Source organism: Anaeroplasma sp. (assembly GCF_034179385.1).
Lineage (GTDB): Bacteria > Bacillota_I > Bacilli_A > Acholeplasmatales > Anaeroplasmataceae > Anaeroplasma.
This window is the reverse complement of the sequence record NZ_JAXFPY010000032.1, coordinates 1-21,491: the sequence shown is the minus strand read 5'-3', so window position 1 is coordinate 21,491 and position 21,491 is coordinate 1. Positions and strand designations below refer to the sequence as shown.

Sequence of the window (21,491 nt, the reverse complement as noted above, 5' to 3'; positions counted from 1 at the left end):
GTATAAAATAAGACTAAAATAAAGTAGCGTTGATGTGAAGGAGTATTTAGGATCTTTTATTCTAGAGAGGGTATATTTGGTGAAAATACCTATAAAAATTCTAAAGAAGGTAGTCACGGAGCCTTCTAGGTGAGAAATTTGAATTAGCCTAGAACGTTATCTTGCGTTAAAAGATGAATGAAGTGTCATACATTTATATGTATGGAACTAAGGTGGTACCGCGAAATATTCGTCCTTAGGAATATATTATTCCTGAGGACTTTTTTTATGAGAATTACAACGAAAAGGTTATTAATCCGTGATTTAAGCTTTAGGGATTTCGATGATTATTATGAATATGCAGTAAAGGATACCATAGGTCCTATGGCCGGGTGGAAGCCAATTCCAAATGAAGAGGTTGGAAGACGAGTCTTTAGCGGTATGATTTTAGCTAAGGATGTCTTTGGTATTGAATATCTAGAGAATCATAAAATGATCGGAACGATATCGATTTATAATTACGGAATAAGAAAATATAAATATGTGAAGCAATTAGGTTTTTCCTTAAATGATTCCTACTGGAATATGGGAATTATGACAGAGGTCGTCAATTCTGTTATCTCCTATATTTTTGAAAAGACGGATACCATGGTCATAGAGGTAGGACATCATTCCGATAACTATGCCTCAAAAAGAGTTATCGAGAAGTGTGGTTTTTTATATGATGGAAGGCTATGCAAATATAAAGAGCTATACGATGGAAGAATCATAGATGCTGACTTTTATTCTATGACAAGAGAAGATTATGAAAGGAAATTGAAATATGAAGGAACTAAAACCAAAATATGATTTTAAAGAAGTAGAAAATGGGAAATATGATTTCTGGCTTAAGGGTGGATATTTCACTGCAGGTGATAAATCAAAGGAACCATTTACTATCGTTATCCCACCACCAAATGTAACTGGCAAATTACATTTAGGACATTCTTGGGATACAACATTACAAGATATTATTATAAGAAGAAAAAGAATGCAGGGCTATGATGCCTTGTGGCTTCCTGGTATGGACCATGCAGGTATTGCAACACAGGCTAAGGTTGATGCAAAGTTAAAAGAACAGGGCATTTCAAGATATGATCTAGGAAGAGAAAAATTCCTAGAGGTTGCATGGCAGTGGAAGCACGAATATGCAAGCTTCATTCGTTCCCAGTGGGCAGCACTTGGCTTATCCTTAGATTATACTAAGGAAAGATTCACCCTAGATGAGGGATTAAATAAGGCAGTGAATCATGTATTTATTACCCTATATAATAAGGGCTTATTATACCAGGGTGAAAGAATCATCAACTGGGACTGCCAGGCTAAGACTGCATTATCGAACATCGAAGTTGAGCATATGGATGATGAGGGTGCATTCTATCATTATAATTACCCTCTAACGGATGGATCTGGCTTTGTTGAAATTGCAACAACAAGACCTGAAACTATGTTTGCTGACCAAGCGGTAATGGTACATCCTAATGATGAAAGATATAAGGATATCGTAGGGAAGAGGGTAAGAATTCCACTTACGGATATTGAAATTCCAGTTATTGCAGATGAATATGTAGATATGAAATTTGGTACAGGCTGTGTTAAGGTAACACCAGCCCATGACCCTAACGACTTTGAGGTTGGTAAGCGTCATAACCTACCTATGCCACTTTGTATGAACGATGATGGTACAATGAATTCTATGGCAGGTAAATATGAAGGCTTAGACCGCTTCGTTTGTAGAGATAGAATCGTTTCTGATTTAAAGAAGGAAGGCTTATATGTAAGAACCGAGCCAATCGTTCACTCTGTTGGACATAGTGAAAGAACAGGTGTCGTTGTTGAGCCAAGATTGTCTAAGCAATGGTTCGTTAAAATGGATGTACTGGCTAAACAGGTACTAGAAAATGATGAATACCGCTTCGTACCAGCTAGATTTAAGCAGACTCTAGAGCATTGGCTTGACCCAGAATCCATTCAGGATTGGTGCGTTTCCCGTCAGCTTTGGTGGGGACATAGAATTCCTGCTTGGTATAAGGATGACCTAGTAAAGGTTCAAGTAGAATGCCCAGGGGAGGGCTGGGTACAGGATGAGGATGTATTAGATACTTGGTTCTCTAGTGCCCTATGGCCATTTTCAACTCTTGGCTGGCCAGAAAAAACAGACCTGTTAGAAAGATATTATCCAACGAATGTATTAGTTACAGGCTATGATATCATTTTCTTCTGGGTTGCAAGAATGCTATTCCAGGGTGTTGAATTCACACATAAGGCTCCATTCAAAGACATTTTAATCCACGGCTTAATCCGTGATTCAGAGGGTAGAAAAATGTCTAAATCCTTAGGTAATGGTGTTGACCCATTCGATGTTATCGAAAAATATGGTACAGATTCCCTAAGATATTTCCTAACTACGAATAGTGCGCCAGGACTTGATTTAAGATTTGATGAGACAAAGATTGAATCGAGCTGGAATTATTTAAATAAGATTTGGAATATTTCAAGATATGTATTAATGAATTTAGGTGAGGGATATAAGGAAACAGAAATTATCAAAGATAAGCTAAACCTACCTTCAAAATGGATTTTAACTAAGCTAAATAAGGTTATCGAAAATGTGGATTACAACATGGAAAAATATGAATTTGGTGAAGCTGCAAGAACTCTATATTCCTTCGTTTGGGACGATTTCGCAAGCTGGTATGTAGAATTATCTAAGGTAGATTTACAAAGCGAAGACAAAGAAGAAATGCAAATGACGAAGAATGTATTAGTTTATGTATTAAGATCTATCGTTAAGCTATTACACCCATTCATTCCATTTATCACAGAAGAGATTTATCAGGCACTTCCTCACAAGGAGGAATCCATTACGATTTCTTCTTGGCCAAAGGCAAATAAGGACTTTGATTTCGCTTTAGATAAGGAAGCTATCGATGATATGATTGAAATCATTACATCGATTAGAAATGAGCGTAGTAAGGCAAATAAGGCACCAAAGGAGCCAATTGCAATTACCATTGTAGCTAAGGATAATGTCGTATCGAAAACTATCGCATCTACAACCAGATATCTATTTAAGTTTACAAACCCTAAGAAGCTTGAATTCTTAACGAGTGATCAAACCCTAGATATAAAGAAGTATGTCATTGAAATTTTACCAATGTGTAAAATCTTTATTCCAACAGAGGATTTAGTAAATAAAGAAGAAGCAATCAAGAAGCTTCTTGAAAAGAAAGCTAAGCTTGAATCAGAGCTTTCAAGAAGTGAAAAGATGCTATCGAATGAATCCTTTATTTCTAAGGCTCCTAAGGCTAAAATAGATGCAGAAATGCAAAAACAAAAGGAATACAAGGAGCAATACCAGGAGGTATTAAAATCCTTACAGGATTTAAGCGATTAATGTTTACATCTATAGATTCCGTTTATTCTTGGCTATTTAACCAAAGAAAAACGAAAAAAAGAGAAAATTTAGACCGTATAAAATGTGCAGCAAAAGCCTTAAATGTAGATATGCCAAGCTATAAGATTATTCATATTGCTGGCACGAATGGAAAAGGCTCAACCGCTATTATGATACAAAAAATGCTTGCCCTAACCGGCAAGCATATAGGTCTATTTATATCCCCTTATGTCATAAGCTTTAATGAAAGAATAGAAATTAATGATAGGTATATTTCCGATGCAGAAATCATGCATTATGCGAATATCTTATATGATTATTCTTTAAAATATGAAGAGGAATATCAGGATATTATTCCCTTCTTTGAATTAACTCTGCTTATGGCATTACTTTATTTCAAGGATAGAAGTATTGATATCCTAGTTATGGAAGCAGGACTAGGTGGATTACTCGATGCTACCAATTTCTTAGATACCGATTTACAAATTATTACCAATATAGGCTATGACCATATGGCCCAGCTTGGCAACACACTAGAAGAAATCAGCTACCATAAGCTTGGTATTGCAAAAGAAAACAAAACCCTAATTACTGCATGTGATAAATCCTTAATTCCTTTATTTAAGGAATATCTAGATAAAAAGAATACAAAGCTTATTTATGTTAACCCTTTTATAAAGAATATAGAATTAAAGGAATATACATCCTTCACCTTTAAGGATGAATCCTATAAGGTATCCTTACTTGGTGAATACCAAGCCTATAATGCAAGTATTGCAATAGAGGCTGTAAAATATATGCTTCCTGATTTTCCAAAGGATTTTATCGATTATGCCCTAGCCAATATATTTTGGCCAGGTAGAATGGAATGTATCTCTAAAAATCCTAAAATATTAATTGATGGTGGACATAATATTCATGCGATTAAGGCAACTGTAAAGACTTTATCTATGCTAAAGGGTAAGGCTAAGATTAAGGTCTTATTTAGTGCCTTATATGATAAGGATTATAAGAAAATGATCGAAGAGCTAAATAAAATAGCAAGCTTCTATTATTTTACAGGACTAGATGACCTAAGAAAAACAGATCCTAATGAATTTGTAAAATATACCTATATACCGAATAAAATCTATAATAGCTTTAGCGAGTGTCTAGATATGGAAATAAAAAATATTCAGCAGGATGAAATCTTATTCATTACAGGCTCCTTACATTTTATTTCCCAGGTAAGAGAAAAATATTTTAAAAAATAATTTATAGACTTTATCTATAATTTTTCTAAAAATGGAATGAAAAAATCATTCCTTTTTTCTTTTTTTAATGAATTTCAATAATATTTAGGAAATATATCCAAAAATGAAATTTGAGTATGTTTGAAATGAAAAATATATTCCTATATAATATCAAATTATAGGAGTTGATATAATGCTACCAAGAGAAAAAATCATTAAGGATGGACCTAGCGAGCTTTCCGATGATGAATTACTTGCCATCATGCTATCCTCAGGCACAAAAAATGAGGATGTCTTTTCTATGAGTAAAAGATTAATTCAAGATTACGGCTTTGCAAGCTTAATGAGACTAGATTATAACGAATTATCTAAAATTCCTGGAATTAAAATGGCTAAGGGAGCTAAGCTTTTAGCCATCTTTGAAATTGCAAGAAGAGTTATTTCTGAAGAAAATAACAAGAAATGCCTAAACGATGCCAAAGGACTATTTGAATATGTTTATCCATCCTATTATGGTATAAAAAAGGAAGTATTGATGATCATTGGTGTTAATTCTAGATTAAAGGTACTCAACCTAAAAAAATATACGAGTGATTCCTATAATGAAATTAATATACCTATAAAAGAAATCATTAAAGACATTTTACAAATGGATCCCTATGGAGTATTTATCATACATAATCACCCAGGAGGAAATATAAATCCATCTACAGCAGATATAAAATATACTATAGAATTAGGAAAAACCTTAGATACATTAAATATATTACTTTTAGATCATTTGATCATCTCAAATGATACCTATTATTCCTTCAATGAAAATCACACCTTAAAAAGCTTCTAATATTGATTTATTTTTATGAATCCTATATAATCTTTACGTATTAAGGAGTATATTATGAAGCATCTTTTAACACTATTAAAGGGTATTTTATTTGGGGCATCCAATCTAATCCCTGGTATGAGTGGTGGTACTATGCTTGTCATTACAAATATCTATGATAAGCTATTAAATGCTATCGCAAATATCATTAAAAAATTTAAAACCGTCATTTTATTCTTATTCCTATTCGCTATAGGCGCAGTCATTGGTATATTAGGTGGTGGTATCTTTTTAAAAAGAGTAATGCTTACCTATTTGCCACTTGCAACCTACACTTTCTTTGCAGGAATTATTTTAGGTAGTGTACCTATGCTTGCAAAACCCGTTATAAAGAAGATCAATTGGAAATATATATTATCCTTTATCCTAGGCCTTGTAGCCGTTATAGGATTAATGTTCTTAGGCCTTGCCTTTAATAAGGACCAAAGCGTACCTATTGGTGAGATAACCCTAGAATTTAAAGATTATTTATTATTATTTATTTCAGGATTTATTGGTTGCTTTGCTATGCTAATTCCTGGTGTATCTGGGGTATTAATGCTCGTTGTATTCAATTACTATGGTACATTCATGGATGCAATTGCCAATATTCACCATTTCACTATGCAAGGCTACAGTAATGTAATCCTAGTGATTTTACCTGTTGCCTTAGGTATTCTACTCGGTTTAATACCTGCATCTAAGCTCTTAAGTTATATGTTTAAAAGATTCCCTATTGGATCTTATTATGCAATATTAGGCTTTGTCTTAGGCTCCATTCCAGTAATATTCGTAAATTTCTTTACGGAATATGGAAATATTGATGGTACTACAACAACACTTCAAATTATTTTAGGAGTTCTAGCCTTACCCCTTGGCTTTATTCTATCTTATTTCTTATCAAAATTTAAGAAAAAAGCTAGTGATACAGAATTAGAAGAAGATACATCTATAGAGCCTATAGAAAATAAAGAAGTAAAAGAAATAGAAGAAAAAAATATAGCTTCTAAAGAAATACAGGATGAATAGACATTCAATGTCTATTTTTCTTTTCACTATACAAAAATTTAAAACCGTGCTATAATAACGTTAAGAATGTTCGCGGGAGGTAGCAATATGAAAAGAAAAGAAGCAAATTACCTAGATACAAAGAAAAGAGCAAATCCACTTAAGGTTATTGGAATTATTGCTGCAATTCTATTGGTTGTTGGCATAATTATTTATGCTACGGACTATGATAAAAACGAAGAAAAGCGTCATAAAACCATTGAGGATGTTTTATATGCTGTAGAGCATCCAACCAATATTGAAGGAGCTACACCTGAGGCATCTACTAGTGGAACAGAAACTACAACTACAACAGAAACTGAAACAACACAAGAATAATGAAATTTCCCTTAAGATATCTTAAGGGATTTTTTGAGGAGTTTATATGACAAAGGAAGAAATGAAAATCTATGCAGATAAGTATAGAAAAACACAAAAGGTATTATATAAAGTCTTTAGCGTATTGATTTTTTTCATTGCATTACTTTTATTTACTGTTGCAATCCTATTAATCGTTAACGCAGGCAATGAGGTAATCCTCTATGTAGTAGGAGGAGTTATGATCCTACTTGGTATTGCCGATATATTTGTTATGATAAGATTTATTAAGCATTCTAAAGTTAGATTCAAAAATATAAGTGATATGGATGCTGCAAAGGCCTATTGTAAAATTCATGGTTTTGATTCCAAAATAGAAGAAAAGAAGTAAGAAAAAAAGGGATTCAATCCCTTTTACTTTGCCTCATTTTTACTAGCTTCTTTAGCAGCTTTTCTTGCTGCTCTCTTAGCCTCAATTTCAGCTTTTTCTCTTTTTTTAGCTTCTTCCTTTTCATTAGCCTCATTCATAGACTTCATTACAGCACGTACTTGTTTTTCTGATGGAGTTCTTCCCATCTGCTGGAACATAGCACGAATCATAGCCTCACTTACTGGAGGATTTTTCTGAAGCTCTCTTTTGAATAGCTTTCTTACTAAGAAGAATGTTGCAACTGCTGTTGCAATTAAAACGAAAAGAATAATTAAGACAAATTGCCAAATGGCTAAATCCATATGTCCTGCTTCAACTTCTAAAAACATAATTATGTCTCCTTTACTATTCTAGTCTATTTTACACTTTAAGAGGATAAATTTCAACACTTATTTTCAATTCTTAAAAAACATAAAATATTATAGTTATGCTAGACAAACTAAGGAGAATAAGATTATAATAGAGATAGATTAAGGAAAGGGGAAATAATACTATGCCAAGAGTTGTTGTAGAAGATAATTGTATTGCTTGCGGTGCTTGTGCACCTGAGTGCCCAGTTAGTGCTATTACTATTGAGGATGTTTCCCATATCGATGCTGATGCATGCATCGATTGCGGTGCATGTCAGGGTGTTTGCCCAGTAGACGCTATCGTTGAAGGATAAAATTTAAAAACAATATTTAGCAAAAAAGGGCTTAGCTAAGCCCTTTTTTCTTGCGATAAAAATGGGATGATTTAGTCATCCCATAATCCTCTACGTCTACGTTCTTTCTTTTTTGCCTCTAAAATAGCCTTTTGCCTACTAGCCTCAGCCTTTTCTTCAATACGCATAACTTCTGACAAGCTTTCATACAGATATAATTCTAGCTTAGAGAAGGTCTTTTTACCCAGCTCTTCTGTCATTAAACCTGTAGTCAATAAGACATGATAATTGTTAAATCTACTCTTATTTAATCTATAGCTTTCCTTGTTTACTCTTATTTTTGTATATTTTGTTTTAATGCCATCAATATCAATTCCCATATCTGGGAAAATATATCTCCAGTGGAAATCAGAGTTATATTTATGAATTAATCTATGCTTTTCATCATATTCACATCTTTCCCAAAATCCAGAGGAATTTGTGTAATAGGATTGCTCCCCAAAATCGGTATAGGAATATTCCTCCCACCTACCATTAGAAGACATATGCTTAATTAATTGATCCTTTTTATCATAGAAGTAGTCATCCCATTCTCCATTTGAGGACTCTGAATGCGTTAGATTCCCATTTCTATCATATTTTTTCTTTTTCCATGATCTCTTTTCCCCTGATTCCGTTTTATTCTCTTCGAAGATACTTTTATATTTCGCATTGAATACCAAATATCTTTCAGGATAAATCTCTACGGTCATTCCAACAGGGTTGTTCATATAAATCATGTTTGTATCATCCTTTAGGATTTGAATTTGAAATCCTCTTTGGACAAATTCTTGAATGATTCGCTTTTGAAATTCATTGGTTTCCATGAAATACACTCCATTCCATAATCAATCCCAATTTCAATTATATTCATTTTTTATTCTTCAGGCAATATCAAAAATAGGACTTTTCTTAAAATGAAACAATAGGGCTGTTATTGGGTAAAAGAAAACTGCAGACTATTGTTCTGCAGTATTTTCACTAGATACATTATTGTTTATTTCAACAGGAGCTTCCTTTTTCTTTTTGAAGGAATTCTCAGTACCAGAAGCAAGTCTCTTATAGTTTGGTATATGCTTATAAATGATAATTATACCAGGAACTAAAATCGTTAATAGATTTGCTAAGGATGGAGCATTGATGAAATATTCTATAAAGGATGGTCCATAATACCCTATAAAGAATAAGGTTAAATAGGTAAGTAAAACAGCTATAGTTGCTAAGGTTGATGATAAGGATACATAGCCTGTAGTCTTAAGCACAATTAGGAATGTAATTAAGCATAAAATACCAGCTAAAGGACATATACAAAGTACAACACCTAGGCTTGTCGCAACCGCCTTACCACCCTTAAAGCCTAAGAAGATAGAATAGGAATGACCAATAACTGCCATCATACCATAGAATCCATAATCTAAAACAGAATGGAAGACATTAAGCCTTGATAGGATTTGTAAAAGTATGATTACGAAGGCACCTTTAAATACATCTAAGAAGAAGACTAAAAAGCCAACCTTTTTACCTAAAACTCTAATTGCGTTTGTTGAACCTGTATTTTTACTACCAAATTGTCTTATATCTGTACCGGTCAATGCTTTACCTACGACAACCCCGGATGGGAATGAACCACATAGGTAAGCAACAATCATTAAAAGTACGGAAATAATAATATTCCAAGTATCTGGAGTAGTTGATTCTAAAAACATAACAAACTCCCTCTTTCTATAAAAATCATTGTAATTATACAATGTATAAAGTTTAATGTCAAACGACGTTTTTATAAATTATCTTTATGAATTTTTATGATTAAAATATTGGAAAACGTTTGCAAATTTGATATTATAATATTGTTGTGAAAGTTTAGGTGGTATGAATGTCAAAAAATTCGTATGATGACAGCTCGATACAGGTCCTAGAGGGCCTAGAGCATGTTAGAAAACGTCCAGGTATGTATATTGGCTCCACCGATGAGAGAGGACTACATCACCTGGTATGGGAAATCGTAGACAATTCCATAGATGAGGCCCTAGCAGGGTATGGTAAGGAAATTGTCGTAACGATTAATGAGGATAATTCCATTACTGTAGAGGATTCTGGTAGAGGTGTACCCTGTGGTATGCATGAAACCGGAAAGAACACAATGGAAATTATCTATACAAAGCTAAATGCCGGTGGTAAATTCGGCGGTGGAGGATATAAGACCTCTGGTGGATTACATGGTGTAGGTGCATCGGTTACAAACGCATTATCTAGCTTTATGGAAGTAACATCCTATAGAGATGGTAAAATCCATAAGATCACCTTCAAGCATGGAGGAACAGTAGTTTCTCCTGTTGAGGTATTAGGTGATACAAGAAGAACAGGTACAACTGTACATTTTAAGCCAGATCCATCCGTATTTACTACGACAGTATATCAATACGATACAATTAAAACAAGAATCAGAGAAAGTGCATTTTTAATCAAAGGATTAAAGATGACATTAAAGGACAAAAGAAGCGGAAAGAATGAATCCTTCCAATATGAAAATGGTATTTCAGAATATGTAGCATTCCTTACAACAGGTAAGAGCCCAATGCACAATGTTGCTTATTTCGATGGCGAATACAAAAGTGATGTTACAACAACAAGTGCGGATGGTAAGAGCCAAACCACAACAGAAACCATTGAAGTTGAGGTTGCCTTCCAATTCCTAGATTCCTATAATGAAACCTTAATCTCCTTTGTAAATAATGTTAAAACACCAGATGGTGGTACGCATGAAACAGGCTATAAGACTGCTCTAACTAGAGCGTTTAATGATTATGCTCATAGAGCGAAGCTCATTCGTGAAAACCAAACCCTAGAGGGTGCAGATATACGTACAGGCTTAACGAGCGTAGTATCGGTAAGAATCGGTGAAAAGCAGCTTGAATTCGAAGGTCAAACAAAGGCAAAGCTTGGTACTCCACAAGCCAAAACTGCAGTCGATAATGTCGTAGGCGAAAAGCTTACCTTCTTCCTAATGGAAAATAAGGATCTTGCAGAGAAAATCGTTAAGAAGGCCCAAAAGGAAGCCGAGGCAAGAGCGGCTGCAAGAAAGGCAAGAGAGCAGGCTAGACTAGATAAGAAGGATAAGGGCGAAAGAAATATTTCTACAAAGCTTGCCCCAACGAGTGAAAAGAATAAGGAAATCAATGAGTTATACCTTGTTGAGGGTGATTCTGCGGGTGGTTCTGCAAAGCAGGGTAGAGATAGACGCTTCCAAGCGATTTTACCTTTACGTGGTAAGGTATTAAATACTGAGCGTGCAACGATTGATGCAGCCCTAAAGAATGAAGAAATTAATACGATGATTTATACCATCGGTGCAGGCTATGGACCTGATTTTGATTTAAAGAAATGTAATTATAAGAAAATCATTATCATGACCGATGCCGATGATGATGGCGCCCATATTCAGGTATTGTTATTAACCTTCTTCTTTAACCATATGAGACCTTTAGTAGAGGATGGTAGAATCTATTTAGCCCTACCTCCACTATTTAAAATAACCAAGCGTGGTAAAACAGAAGAAATTGTTTATGCATGGACGAATGAGGAAAAGGATAAGATTTTAGCTTCATGTAAATGTCCAACGATTCTACAGCGTTATAAAGGATTAGGTGAAATGAATGCTGAGCAATTATGGGAAACCACAATGAACCCAGAAACGAGAACTCTTGTTCAGGTACATGTAGAGGATGAGGCAGAGGCTGAATCCCAGGTTAATGTATTAATGGGTAGTGATTCTGAAAGAAGAAGGAACTGGCTTGAAAACCATGTATCCTTTACATTAGAGGAGGAATAGTCTATGGCAAAGAGTGATTCGATTAAGAAAAAGTTAGACATCTTCCTAAAAGAAAAATTCCAAGAAACCAAATTAGAGGATGCTCTAGGAGACCGCTTTGGTCGTTATTCAAAATATATTATTCAAGAGCGCGCAATCCCAGATGTAAGGGATGGATTAAAGCCTGTACAAAGAAGAATTCTATATGGTATGTTCAATATGAAGGTTACCTCAAACCAGCCATATAAGAAATCCGCCCGTATCGTTGGTGATGTTATGGGTAAATATCATCCACATGGTGATTCATCCATCTATGAAGCCTTAGTACGTATGAGTCAATCTTGGAAAATGGGTGTTACCCTAATTGATATGCATGGTAATAATGGTTCTATCGATGGCGATGGCCCTGCAGCCATGCGTTATACAGAAACAAGATTATCTAAGAATGCAGAATTCCTACTACAGGATTTAGATAAGAATACGGTTCCTTTCATTCCAAACTTCGATGATGAGGAAACAGAACCAACCGTTTTACCTGCAAGATTCCCAAATCTTTTAGTCAATGGTGCAATGGGTATTTCATCAGGTTATGCAACCTATATTCCAACCCATAATATCAATGAGGTTATAAATGCGACCATCGCAAGAATCAATAACCCCAATATGACTGTAGATGACCTACTTGAAATTATGCCAGGTCCAGACTTCCCAACCGGTGGTATCATCATGGGTCGTGATGGCATTCGTGAGGCATTCTTGACAGGTGCAGGTAGTGTCGTTGTAAGAAGTAAATATGAAATTGAAGAAATGGGTCAAGATCAAGAAAGAATTGTCATCACTGAAATTCCATATGATACTCTAAAAAGTAAAACCGTAGAGCGTATGGAGCAATTAAGGCTGGATGGCAAGGTACCTGATGTCATTGAATCAAGAGATGAATCTGGTAGAGATGGATTAAGAATTGCAATCGACTTAAAGAAGGGTGCGAATGCGGATGCCATCATCAATTTCTTCTTTAAGAATACCGATTTACAGTGTAATATCAACTACAATATGGTTTCTATTTGTAATAGAAGACCTATGCGCCTTGGTGTATTACCTATCCTAGATGCTTATATCGATCATCAAAAGGAGGTTATCACCAACAGAACGAATTTCTTACTCGCTAAGGCAGAAAAGAGATTACATATTGTAGAAGGACTAATTAAGATGGTAGATATCCTAGATGAGGTTATCCATACCATTCGTCATTCTCAAAATAAAGCGGATTCAAAGGCAAACTTAGTTGCTAAATTCAGCTTCACCGAAGAGCAGGCTGAAGCAATTGTGACAATGCAACTATATCGTTTATCGAACCAGGATGTTACAACCCTACTTGAGGAGAGAAAGACCTTAAATATCAATATTGAGGAATATAATAAAATCCTTTCGAGTGAAAAGGAATTATTAAAGGTAATTAAGAAAGAATTATCTGAAATGAACAAGGTAATTTCTTGCCCAAGAAGAACAGAAATTAGAAATGAATCAGCTCAAATAAAGATTGATGAAACAGATTTAGTTGCAAAAGAGCAGGTAATGGTTTGTGTATCTAGAGAGGGCTATTTAAAGCGTGCAAGCCTAAAAGCCTTTAATTCCGCTAAGAGTAATGGTACAAAGGAAAATGACTCCGTATTATTCTTAGAGGAAGCCAATACGCTAGATACCCTATTAATCTTCACAAACCTAGGTAATTTTATCTACATTCCTGTATATAAAATTCCTGAGGCAAAATTCAAAGACGTTGGTACATTTATTGCCTCAATTTGCCAAACACAGGCCAAGGAAAGATTTGTTGGTGTATTTAAGATTGAATCCTTCGATGATTCAAAAGAATTAGTACTTTGTACTAAGAAGGGTCAAATTAAGCAAACTTTGCTTTCAGAATTTAATATCAACAGATATACAAAACCAGTACGTGCTATGAAAATATCGGATGACGATGAGCTCGTTGGTGTAGATATTATTGATGACCCACTTGAAATTATGGTATTCACAAAATATTGTGAGGCCTTAAGATTCCGCTCAACCGATGTACACCTATATGGTACAAACGCTGGTGGTACTAAGGCAATTTATCTAAAGCCTGGGGATGAGGTTGTCAACTGTATTTATTGTAATAAGAATGATGATTTCTTATTATTAACAAGCAGGAATACCATTAAGAGATTAAAGGTTACGGATGTATTACTAACGAGAAGAGGAAGATCGGGTAGTGCTCAAATCAAGAGATTAAAATCAAACCCTTATATCCTACTCGATGCAATGAAGATGACACCAAATCAATATAAGGAAAACCTTCCTGTCATCTTAATTTATAAAAATGGTAATGATACCATTGATGCGTTTAGCTTAAAATATAATGTATCGGATGCCGGTAAGACCATTCAAAGTGAAAACCCTGAATTCAAAGAATTAATTCGCTTCATGCTACCGAAGCCAGAAAAGCCAGACGCAAAGGTTTCTGCAGATTATTTACAAGAAGATACAATCTTCTCCCCAAATATGCAAGCAGAAAACCCTCAATCCATCATCTATGATGATGAAGAGGATAAATCCTTAAAGGCATCTAAGCAATCCAATCAGGATTTATTAAATGACCTAGATGCGATTTTAGCACATCATGGAAATAAAACAAATGATTCCTATCAACCAAGCTTAGATTCTAAGGACAACGAAAAAAATAAGGATATTAAATTCAAAAAAATATCCTTATTCGATGATGATGATCTAAATTAAAGAATAGAATAGAATCCTTATCTTTTGGTAAGGATTTTTATTATTTTTCTATTTCTATAGCTTATATAAATAATTATATAAATATTTCATAAAATTATATTTTTTATGGTAAAATAAAAAAAAGGATTTTAAATTTTTAAATAAAAGGAGGTTATGGCTTATGAATCAACAAGTAATTTCATTTCTAATCCATTGGCTACCAACCTTAATATTCTTAGGAATGCTAGGTATTGGCATATTATTTGGCTTATGGCGTGGTATGCGTAAAAGTATAATTCTTGCGATTCAAGCAGGAGTATTATTCATAATCCTATTAATCGTATATTTATCTATTGCAGGAGCTGCATCTACAGATACAGGACTTTTCGACCTCGTCTCGCAAATTGCGGGTAAAGGTACCATTCAAAACGCCTTAGGTGTATCGGAATCCTGTCAAAGCTTTAAGGAATGCTTTATTGAATTTATTCCTAAGCAGATGCCTGAAAACGAAGGCTTAGCCTTAATTATTCAAGATAATGGACAATATCTTGCAACCCTTGCTGAAATGGCAGTAAGAATAGTCGTTGCCTCAGTCTTAGGTATCGTTTATATTCTTGGTATATTTATTCTATATTTGGTATATTTGATTTTCTATCCTCAAAGAAGATATGAAAAAAATCTAGAAAAAGATTATTACCAAAATACAAAGAATAAGGAACTACAAGAAAAAAGACGTAAGAAAAAGGAAGAAAAGAAGCGCAAGAAGGAAGAAGCTAAGGCTTCTATCGTAAATAATGAAACAATTGAAGACCCAGGCATAAATTTAGATGCCCTAAATGATGAAATTCATTCCGATGAAGAAATAAATGATGAGGAAATCGATAAAGATGCCTTAAATGACATTGACTTTAATGAAATCTCCTTAGAGGATGATGAGGAAAAAGAAAAGAAGGAAGAAGAGCCTGAGGAGCCTATTTCCTCTGATGAAGAGGAAAAGGAAGAGCCTCATAAGCCATTTGTTTATAAGAAAAGAAGACTATTTGGTGCATTAATTGGTGGAGTAAGAGCCTTAATTTCAGGCTTAATCTTCCTATCCTTTGTTGGAGGATTCTTCTATATTCTAGCAGGAGGACCTGGAGATGATGTTACTCCAGTTGAGCTCGATTGGCAGGATAATACCTATAATTTAGCTTATGGTGCATATAAGGATATTGAAACCTATGGTTCTACAGGTATTTTTAAGGTATTAAATGCATTTAAGGGTACAGACAATGCCCCACTATATTTATTTGCTGCAGACTTAGTTTACCAAGGTGGACTAAAGGATGAGGCACAAAATGTTAATGAAAATGTATATTTTAGAAAAGAAATATCCTCCTATACAAAATTTGCACGTGATACATTCAATTTATTACTTTCTTATGGCGGAGAAGAAATAAGAGATGCCATTTTAAAGAGTAAAACGGAACAAGTTGATATGATGGATACCATTATATCTGTAATGCTAAAGGATGGATTCCAAAGGGATTTCAATTTATTAATTGATAATTTTGAAGAAACAACCTATTTCTTAAATCTATCCTTCTCCTTAATTTCTTCCTTTGTAAATCATATGGATAAGCTAAATCTTGAGGAATCTATGGGAACGGATACCATATCCTTAATCCAATTATTATTCAAAAAGGGTTATTTAGCGGATCAAATTCCTTATGAGAAATATGTTAAGGACAACAACTTACAAAATGAGCTTGAAAGCTATTATATCTCTCCAGATTTAGTCATTTCAAAGGATAATACAAAAACCATCATGAATATGCTATTTGGCTTCCTATCTGTACAGCATGCTAAAGAAGAAGACCAAGTAAAGATGGTATTAGATATTATCGAAAATATAATGCCATATATTACCGATTTTTCCTTCTTCCAAGAGGAAAATTCCGATAATGTTTCTATGGTACTTGCAAGATTATACCAATTCGTTCAAAATACATATTTTAAGCAAGCTGCAGAGGCTACCTTAGCGTCTTATTATACAAGTACTACTCCAGTAGAAAACCCATATAAGAGCTCAAAATATGCAAATGTAAAATGGGTATCTGAGCTTAAGAGCTTAGTCAATTCCTTAGAGGATATCCTTGTATTATATAATCATGCATACAAACAAGATAATTCTATATTAGATAATATCTTTAATATCTTTAATACAAATAGAGTAGACTATCAAGAGGATATAATAAAATATGAGGATATTAAAAATAACGTAGGTAATTCCTTCTTGCTTGGGGATATCTTAGGTAGTGAATATGGTACTAAGCTTATTGAAACTGGCTTTAGAGAAATGCTACCAAACCTAGAGCTTCCAAAAATTCATTACGCCAATGTAATGAATAGTGATGGTACGGTAAAGGAATATGGTGAATTCTATCATTTATTATGTGCTCTACAATCCTTCGGTGAAAACCAAGATAATCTAAATCTAATTCGTGATTTACAAAATGGCTTCACAGCAGATAAGGATTCGATCTTTGATTTAATTGATCGGTTAGCAGATTCCTTATTTATGAAGGATTCAAACGACAAATCTGTAATCAATCATGTATTATCCTCTACAATATTTACAGCAGTATTCAGTGAATTCTTATTATCAAGCAATTCAAATGAAAGCTTTAGCCTATACATTGATGAATCCTTACTTGTCACTCTTGATGGCAATGTAACAAGAATCATAGAAAGCAAGGATTTATATACCTTCTTTGAAAAGATAAAAGGATTAATTAGCGTACTAAGAAATATTTCAGATGATTCTAATATGAATGAATTAGTGGATTCTATACTATGTGAGGAGGTCTATAATACATTAGATTCCTTAATTATTGAGGGTACTCTATCTAAGCTACTCGTTGACCATATCAGCGGTGATTTTGTAAAACTTCCAAAGGAATTAAGAGATGGAACTGGATATATTTCAAAGGACGGAAATAAATCCGAGCTAAAGAATTTAATTGGATTATTCCAAGTTGCATCCTTTAAAATATCAAATCTACTTGACGATTCATCGGAACAACTAAATTCCATCATCGATATGCTAAAGGGCATAACAAAAGAGGATTACAATAAGATTTTAGAATCCAAAATTGTATATTATTCCTTATCCAATTATCTATTAACTCATAAAGATGGCTTCTTAGGTGATGCAGATTTAATTATTCCAAATATTACTAAGGATAATTTACCTGATGAAATTGATATTCATGAAGCTATCAAAAAGGTTGAAATTATAGATTTCTTAACTAAGGCATGTACAATCCTTCCAGAGGATATGAATTCTATCGATATGGGTTCTTTAGTAAACTCCATCGTAGATGATTCAAGTATTACAGATAATATCATTTTATCTGCAACCATTACCAATATGATGGTCAATGTAGATGCTATTCATAATTCCATTGATGGAATCATTATTATCCCATCCTCTTATAAGGCAGAAGCCGAAAAGAGTAAGCTTGATAATTACACTAAGGATAATATATGGTACCCTGAACAAAAAAGACTAATGCGAAGCATTGGTGCATTATTAGCTGATGTAAAAGATTCTTCAAGCAATAGAGTAACGATCACAGACCCAAATATTAGCGATTATATCTTTGATTCATTCAAGAATCTAAATGAGGATTATGAGGATTCAACAAAGCTTACTGCAGCTTATGAATCACAGATTATGCAAGCAACAATCTCTAAGAGAATTGATGATTTAGATTTCTTATCGAATGAAAAGAAGGTATGCCTAAAGAATGATACAATTTATAAGGAAGAAGAGTTATCCTCTTTAGTCGATTTAATTAATCTATTTGACTTAGATTTAAAGAATACAAATATCTTATCTAGTGCTATGAATCAGGAAACTGTATTAAAGCTTTTAAATCCATATAGGGATAAATATAATGTCATTCACGATTATACAAATTTACATCATCAATATGAAAATAAGATTACAGGATTAATCTTAACCGAAGGTATTGAGGATGCAACAACGATTCCACAAGATGCTTATGTTGCAGGTGAATTATATATTACAGAGGTTGAAGCAGAGGCATTAATTGAATGCCTATCCCCATCTAAGCTAAACTTAAATTTGAATAACTTCCAATTTGATGGTAATTCGATTCGTGTATCAACATTAAAAAAGTGTATGTACAAAAGGAATGGTGATTCTTTTGTATTAGATGAAGAAGATAACCCAACATTAATTTCTAAGATATTACTTCAAAAATTCTCAGATCAATTAGTAACCTATGATTATTTAGATGTACCTATGCAAGATTATGATACTACCGTTCAAAGAATTAATAGTACTTCAGCATATTATTTCTTAAGTTCTATTGAATCCTTAGATCCTAATTTCAATTTAGGTCAAACCATCAATGATGTTGTATTACCTGATCCTAATAATGATGAATTAATGAAGCCAATACGATTAAGTACCATCTTTAGAGCATCTGTTTCTAAGAATGTTGTCATTACTGTTGACTCTGCTAAAATGGATCCTGTTGTATCTATAGACTACGCAACTAAGACTAGAAATTATAACGATACAAAGGATGTAACAATTCTTACTGCAGATGAAACAATCAATACATTCAAGGCAATAGAGAAGATTAATTCAACTACATTATCCGATATTAATTTATCTTTAGAAACGATTCGAGCATACGATACCACTACAAGGAATATTGTTCTTGCATCAAATCTAATTTCTGCAAGAATATCTGAAAAAATACTTGCGCAAGAGGCACCAAAAGACTATACAACTCTTACAACCATAAGAGGTACCTATAGACCTATAGAAAATGTAGAAGCAATCAATATTCAATCATCTACAAGCATCCCTAATTATAAGTTATTAGATGCTGGTCAGATTGAAGATTACATAGATGCAACTACACCTACCCATGAGATTTCATCGATTGAGGTATTAGGTGCAGATATGGTAACTGCTGGTTCAACAAAAACCTATACTGTAAAGGTAAATCCAATAGATACCCTAGGTAACAAGAATGTTACATGGTCTATTGTATCTGGTAATTCCTTAGCTACAATTGATGCCTCAACAGGCCAATTAACTGCAAACGCAACAGGTACAATCATTATTCGTGCTACATCAAAAGATTCCAATTATAGTGATGTATATGGTGAATTAGAGATACAAATTGTATAAGAACAAAACCACTCGCATGGGTGGTTTTTTTCTAATAATACAAATAAAAAACATAATTATATTAATGTAATATAATGCTATTCATTCAGATTCAAAAAAGAAAATAAAGAAGATTTAGATTAAATAAAATTTTAAAAAGGGTTCCATTTCAGATAAAATTATGAATAAATCCTAAGGATTAAGTATATTTTTTACAAAAAGTTTCAAATACCACTATATTTTTGAAGAGAATTTTGATACAATACAAAAGGTATAAAAATATATAGGAGAAAAGTAACATGATTAAAGTAAATGATTTAAAGAATGGTGTTGTAATTGAATACGATGGCAAGCTTATGCAGATTATTGAATTCATGCATGTATTACAGAACAAGGTTGCCTATGTACGTGTAAAGATGAAGGATTTAAGAACTGGTGCAGTACTTGAAACAGCATTAAAGGGTTCTGATTCCGCATTTAAGAGAGCATTCATTGACAAGAAGGCTATGCAATATATTTATGCAGATGGTGCTTCATATGTATTCATGGATCAAGAAACTTATGAGCAAATTGAAATTCCTGCTGAAAGACTTGAATGGGAAAAGAATTTCCTAAAAGAAGGTATGGGAGTTCAAGTACAGTTCTATGGCACTGAAATTTTAAATATCGTATTACCGGATAAGGTAAGCGTAGTAGTAACTACTGAGCCTGCAGTTGCAGGTAACACTAAGACAAACTCTTTAAAGGATGCATTCTTAGAGAGTGGCTTCTTAGTAAAGGTACCTATGTTCATCGAAAATGGTGAGGAAATTATCGTTTCTACACTTAATGGTGAATACGTATCTCGTGCAAAGTAATACGACTCATTAAACGATGCATTGCATCGTTTTTTTCTTTTTTTATAGGACAATATACCCTAATATGTCTTAAAAAGTTGTACTTTAAATAATATTATTGTATAATATATTTAATTTTTAGAAATGATAACTATGTTTTTTTGAAAATGAACGATGAAAAGGAGACATCTAGTATGAGTAAGAAAAAGCTTTGGATTATAATAGGAAGCTCCATAGCCGCTTTAGTTATAGTTGCGGTTGCGCTAATCTTAGTTTTTACCTTAGGAAGTAAAGGAAAAACCGAAGATGGCTTTTTAGATTCTGCAAGATCCATCAAGGTAGTTGAAATTGAAGGTAGTGCTACCCTAGAGGATGAAGATGAAAGCATTCCATGCTTCAAGGGAATGAATCTATACAGTGGAGATAAGGTAACCGTAAATCAAAAATCCGTACTTGTTGTAAGATTTGATGAGGATAAATATGTATATTTAGGAGAAAATACAAAAATTAATATCAAATCTGAGGGTAAGGATAGATATAAAACAAATATCTTTGTAGAAGAAGGTATCGTACTAGCTGAGGTGCAAAATAAGCTCCATGAGGATGAGGAATTTTTCCTATCCTCAAATAATTCCGTCATGGCAGTAAGAGGTACAGTCTTTGGCTTAAACGTTATAAGAGGGGAAAATGAAATCATTGAAACCTATTCGGTATATAAGGGAGTTACCGAATTAGTTGTATTCGATAAAAAGGATGGAAAAATCATAAAGGGGGCTGTAAAAAAATAAATTTCAGCAATGAGATTTAGAGCTTACAGCTCTTTTCTTTTTGCCCAAAGACTTAAATAATAAAAAATACCCATTTTTGGGCATACTTAAAAGGAAAACCGCAGTTTTCAAAAATTTTTTAGCTT

The 21,491-nt window shown here is 33.6% G+C and carries 16 protein-coding genes and 1 other annotated feature; of the genes, 13 read left to right on the top strand and 3 right to left on the bottom strand.

Annotation, left to right across the window (positions count from 1 at the left end; genetic code table 11):
• Window positions 1-20 precede the first annotated feature (20 nt).
• Window positions 21-240: a binding site (T-box leader), on the top strand.
• Window positions 241-267: 27 nt separating this feature from the next.
• The 7 genes from SPJ17_RS02285 to SPJ17_RS02255 all read left to right on the top strand — a co-directional run bounded on the left by SPJ17_RS02285 (window position 268) and on the right by SPJ17_RS02255 (window position 7,265).
• A complete protein-coding gene (locus SPJ17_RS02285) occupies window positions 268-828 on the top strand; it encodes a GNAT family protein (protein ID WP_321092342.1) in 561 nt (186 codons plus the stop codon).
• Entirely contained in the window at window positions 803-3,415 is a 2,613-nt protein-coding gene (locus SPJ17_RS02280; protein ID WP_321092340.1) for a valine--tRNA ligase, read from the top strand. The genes SPJ17_RS02285 and SPJ17_RS02280 overlap by 26 nt, the downstream gene beginning before the upstream one ends.
• Window positions 3,415-4,668 (top strand): Mur ligase family protein, encoded by a 1,254-nt coding sequence (locus tag SPJ17_RS02275; RefSeq protein ID WP_321092337.1) that lies wholly within the window; start codon window positions 3,415-3,417, stop codon window positions 4,666-4,668. Before SPJ17_RS02280 ends, SPJ17_RS02275 begins: the two co-directional genes overlap by 1 nt.
• A 172-nt stretch (window positions 4,669-4,840) precedes the next feature.
• Complete coding sequence (gene radC, locus SPJ17_RS02270) at window positions 4,841-5,491, top strand: DNA repair protein RadC (protein WP_321092335.1); 651 nt, start codon at window positions 4,841-4,843, stop codon at window positions 5,489-5,491.
• Window positions 5,492-5,545: 54 nt separating this feature from the next.
• Window positions 5,546-6,538, top strand: coding sequence for a DUF368 domain-containing protein (locus SPJ17_RS02265; protein ID WP_321092332.1), 993 nt, complete (start codon window positions 5,546-5,548; stop codon window positions 6,536-6,538).
• 87 nt (window positions 6,539-6,625) lie between these two features.
• Window positions 6,626-6,895, top strand: a complete 270-nt coding sequence (locus tag SPJ17_RS02260; RefSeq protein ID WP_321092329.1) for a hypothetical protein — start codon at window positions 6,626-6,628, stop codon at window positions 6,893-6,895.
• 46 nt (window positions 6,896-6,941) lie between these two features.
• Window positions 6,942-7,265 carry a hypothetical protein gene (locus tag SPJ17_RS02255; protein WP_321092327.1) on the top strand — a complete coding sequence of 108 codons (324 nt, stop codon included), beginning with the start codon at window positions 6,942-6,944 and terminating at the stop codon, window positions 7,263-7,265.
• Window positions 7,266-7,288: 23 nt separating this feature from the next.
• Here the strand turns inward: SPJ17_RS02255 and SPJ17_RS02250 are convergent, their stop codons facing one another.
• Complete coding sequence (locus SPJ17_RS02250; protein ID WP_321092325.1) at window positions 7,289-7,633, bottom strand: YneF family protein; 345 nt, start codon at window positions 7,631-7,633, stop codon at window positions 7,289-7,291.
• A gap of 164 nt (window positions 7,634-7,797) precedes the next feature.
• On the opposite strand from SPJ17_RS02250, the gene SPJ17_RS02245 reads away from it, so the two are divergent.
• Window positions 7,798-7,968, top strand: a complete 171-nt coding sequence (locus SPJ17_RS02245; RefSeq protein ID WP_321092324.1) for a 4Fe-4S binding protein — start codon at window positions 7,798-7,800, stop codon at window positions 7,966-7,968.
• Window positions 7,969-8,039: 71 nt separating this feature from the next.
• Here the strand turns inward: SPJ17_RS02245 and SPJ17_RS02240 are convergent, their stop codons facing one another.
• Both SPJ17_RS02240 and plsY read right to left on the bottom strand, forming a co-directional pair.
• Window positions 8,040-8,813: a hypothetical protein gene (locus SPJ17_RS02240; protein WP_321092323.1), complete on the bottom strand. Its 774-nt coding sequence runs from the start codon at window positions 8,811-8,813 to the stop codon at window positions 8,040-8,042.
• A gap of 132 nt (window positions 8,814-8,945) precedes the next feature.
• Window positions 8,946-9,692 carry a glycerol-3-phosphate 1-O-acyltransferase PlsY gene (gene plsY, locus SPJ17_RS02235; RefSeq protein ID WP_321092321.1) on the bottom strand — a complete coding sequence of 249 codons (747 nt, stop codon included), beginning with the start codon at window positions 9,690-9,692 and terminating at the stop codon, window positions 8,946-8,948.
• 167 nt (window positions 9,693-9,859) lie between these two features.
• Between plsY and parE the strand changes: the two genes are divergently transcribed.
• The 5 genes from parE to SPJ17_RS02210 all read left to right on the top strand — a co-directional run bounded on the left by parE (window position 9,860) and on the right by SPJ17_RS02210 (window position 21,366).
• Window positions 9,860-11,815 carry a DNA topoisomerase IV subunit B gene (gene parE / locus SPJ17_RS02230; protein WP_321092319.1) on the top strand — a complete coding sequence of 652 codons (1,956 nt, stop codon included), beginning with the start codon at window positions 9,860-9,862 and terminating at the stop codon, window positions 11,813-11,815.
• Window positions 11,816-11,818: 3 nt separating this feature from the next.
• Window positions 11,819-14,569 (top strand): DNA topoisomerase IV subunit A, encoded by a 2,751-nt coding sequence (gene parC / locus SPJ17_RS02225; RefSeq protein ID WP_321092317.1) that lies wholly within the window; start codon window positions 11,819-11,821, stop codon window positions 14,567-14,569.
• 160 nt (window positions 14,570-14,729) lie between these two features.
• A complete protein-coding gene (locus SPJ17_RS02220; RefSeq protein ID WP_321092315.1) occupies window positions 14,730-19,763 on the top strand; it encodes an Ig-like domain-containing protein in 5,034 nt (1,677 codons plus the stop codon).
• Between the two features lie 278 nt (window positions 19,764-20,041).
• Window positions 20,042-20,599: an elongation factor P gene (gene efp / locus SPJ17_RS02215; protein WP_321092313.1), complete on the top strand. Its 558-nt coding sequence runs from the start codon at window positions 20,042-20,044 to the stop codon at window positions 20,597-20,599.
• A gap of 173 nt (window positions 20,600-20,772) precedes the next feature.
• Complete coding sequence (locus SPJ17_RS02210; protein WP_321092311.1) at window positions 20,773-21,366, top strand: FecR domain-containing protein; 594 nt, start codon at window positions 20,773-20,775, stop codon at window positions 21,364-21,366.
• Window positions 21,367-21,491 lie beyond the last annotated feature (125 nt).

What these genes read in the sequence shown, in the direction of transcription:
- SPJ17_RS02285 (WP_321092342.1), top strand. Translation starts at nt 268, where the DNA reads ATGAGAATTACAACGAAAAGGTTATTAATCCGTGATTTAAGCTTTAGG.
- SPJ17_RS02280 (WP_321092340.1), top strand. Translation starts at nt 803, where the DNA reads ATGAAGGAACTAAAACCAAAATATGATTTTAAAGAAGTAGAAAATGGG.
- SPJ17_RS02275 (WP_321092337.1), top strand. Translation starts at nt 3,415, where the DNA reads ATGTTTACATCTATAGATTCCGTTTATTCTTGGCTATTTAACCAAAGA.
- radC (WP_321092335.1), top strand. Translation starts at nt 4,841, where the DNA reads ATGCTACCAAGAGAAAAAATCATTAAGGATGGACCTAGCGAGCTTTCC.
- SPJ17_RS02265 (WP_321092332.1), top strand. Translation starts at nt 5,546, where the DNA reads ATGAAGCATCTTTTAACACTATTAAAGGGTATTTTATTTGGGGCATCC.
- SPJ17_RS02260 (WP_321092329.1), top strand. Translation starts at nt 6,626, where the DNA reads ATGAAAAGAAAAGAAGCAAATTACCTAGATACAAAGAAAAGAGCAAAT.
- SPJ17_RS02255 (WP_321092327.1), top strand. Translation starts at nt 6,942, where the DNA reads ATGACAAAGGAAGAAATGAAAATCTATGCAGATAAGTATAGAAAAACA.
- SPJ17_RS02250 (WP_321092325.1), bottom strand. Translation starts at nt 7,633, where the DNA reads ATGTTTTTAGAAGTTGAAGCAGGACATATGGATTTAGCCATTTGGCAA.
- SPJ17_RS02245 (WP_321092324.1), top strand. Translation starts at nt 7,798, where the DNA reads ATGCCAAGAGTTGTTGTAGAAGATAATTGTATTGCTTGCGGTGCTTGT.
- SPJ17_RS02240 (WP_321092323.1), bottom strand. Translation starts at nt 8,813, where the DNA reads ATGGAAACCAATGAATTTCAAAAGCGAATCATTCAAGAATTTGTCCAA.
- plsY (WP_321092321.1), bottom strand. Translation starts at nt 9,692, where the DNA reads ATGTTTTTAGAATCAACTACTCCAGATACTTGGAATATTATTATTTCC.
- parE (WP_321092319.1), top strand. Translation starts at nt 9,860, where the DNA reads ATGTCAAAAAATTCGTATGATGACAGCTCGATACAGGTCCTAGAGGGC.
- parC (WP_321092317.1), top strand. Translation starts at nt 11,819, where the DNA reads ATGGCAAAGAGTGATTCGATTAAGAAAAAGTTAGACATCTTCCTAAAA.
- SPJ17_RS02220 (WP_321092315.1), top strand. Translation starts at nt 14,730, where the DNA reads ATGAATCAACAAGTAATTTCATTTCTAATCCATTGGCTACCAACCTTA.
- efp (WP_321092313.1), top strand. Translation starts at nt 20,042, where the DNA reads ATGATTAAAGTAAATGATTTAAAGAATGGTGTTGTAATTGAATACGAT.
- SPJ17_RS02210 (WP_321092311.1), top strand. Translation starts at nt 20,773, where the DNA reads ATGAGTAAGAAAAAGCTTTGGATTATAATAGGAAGCTCCATAGCCGCT.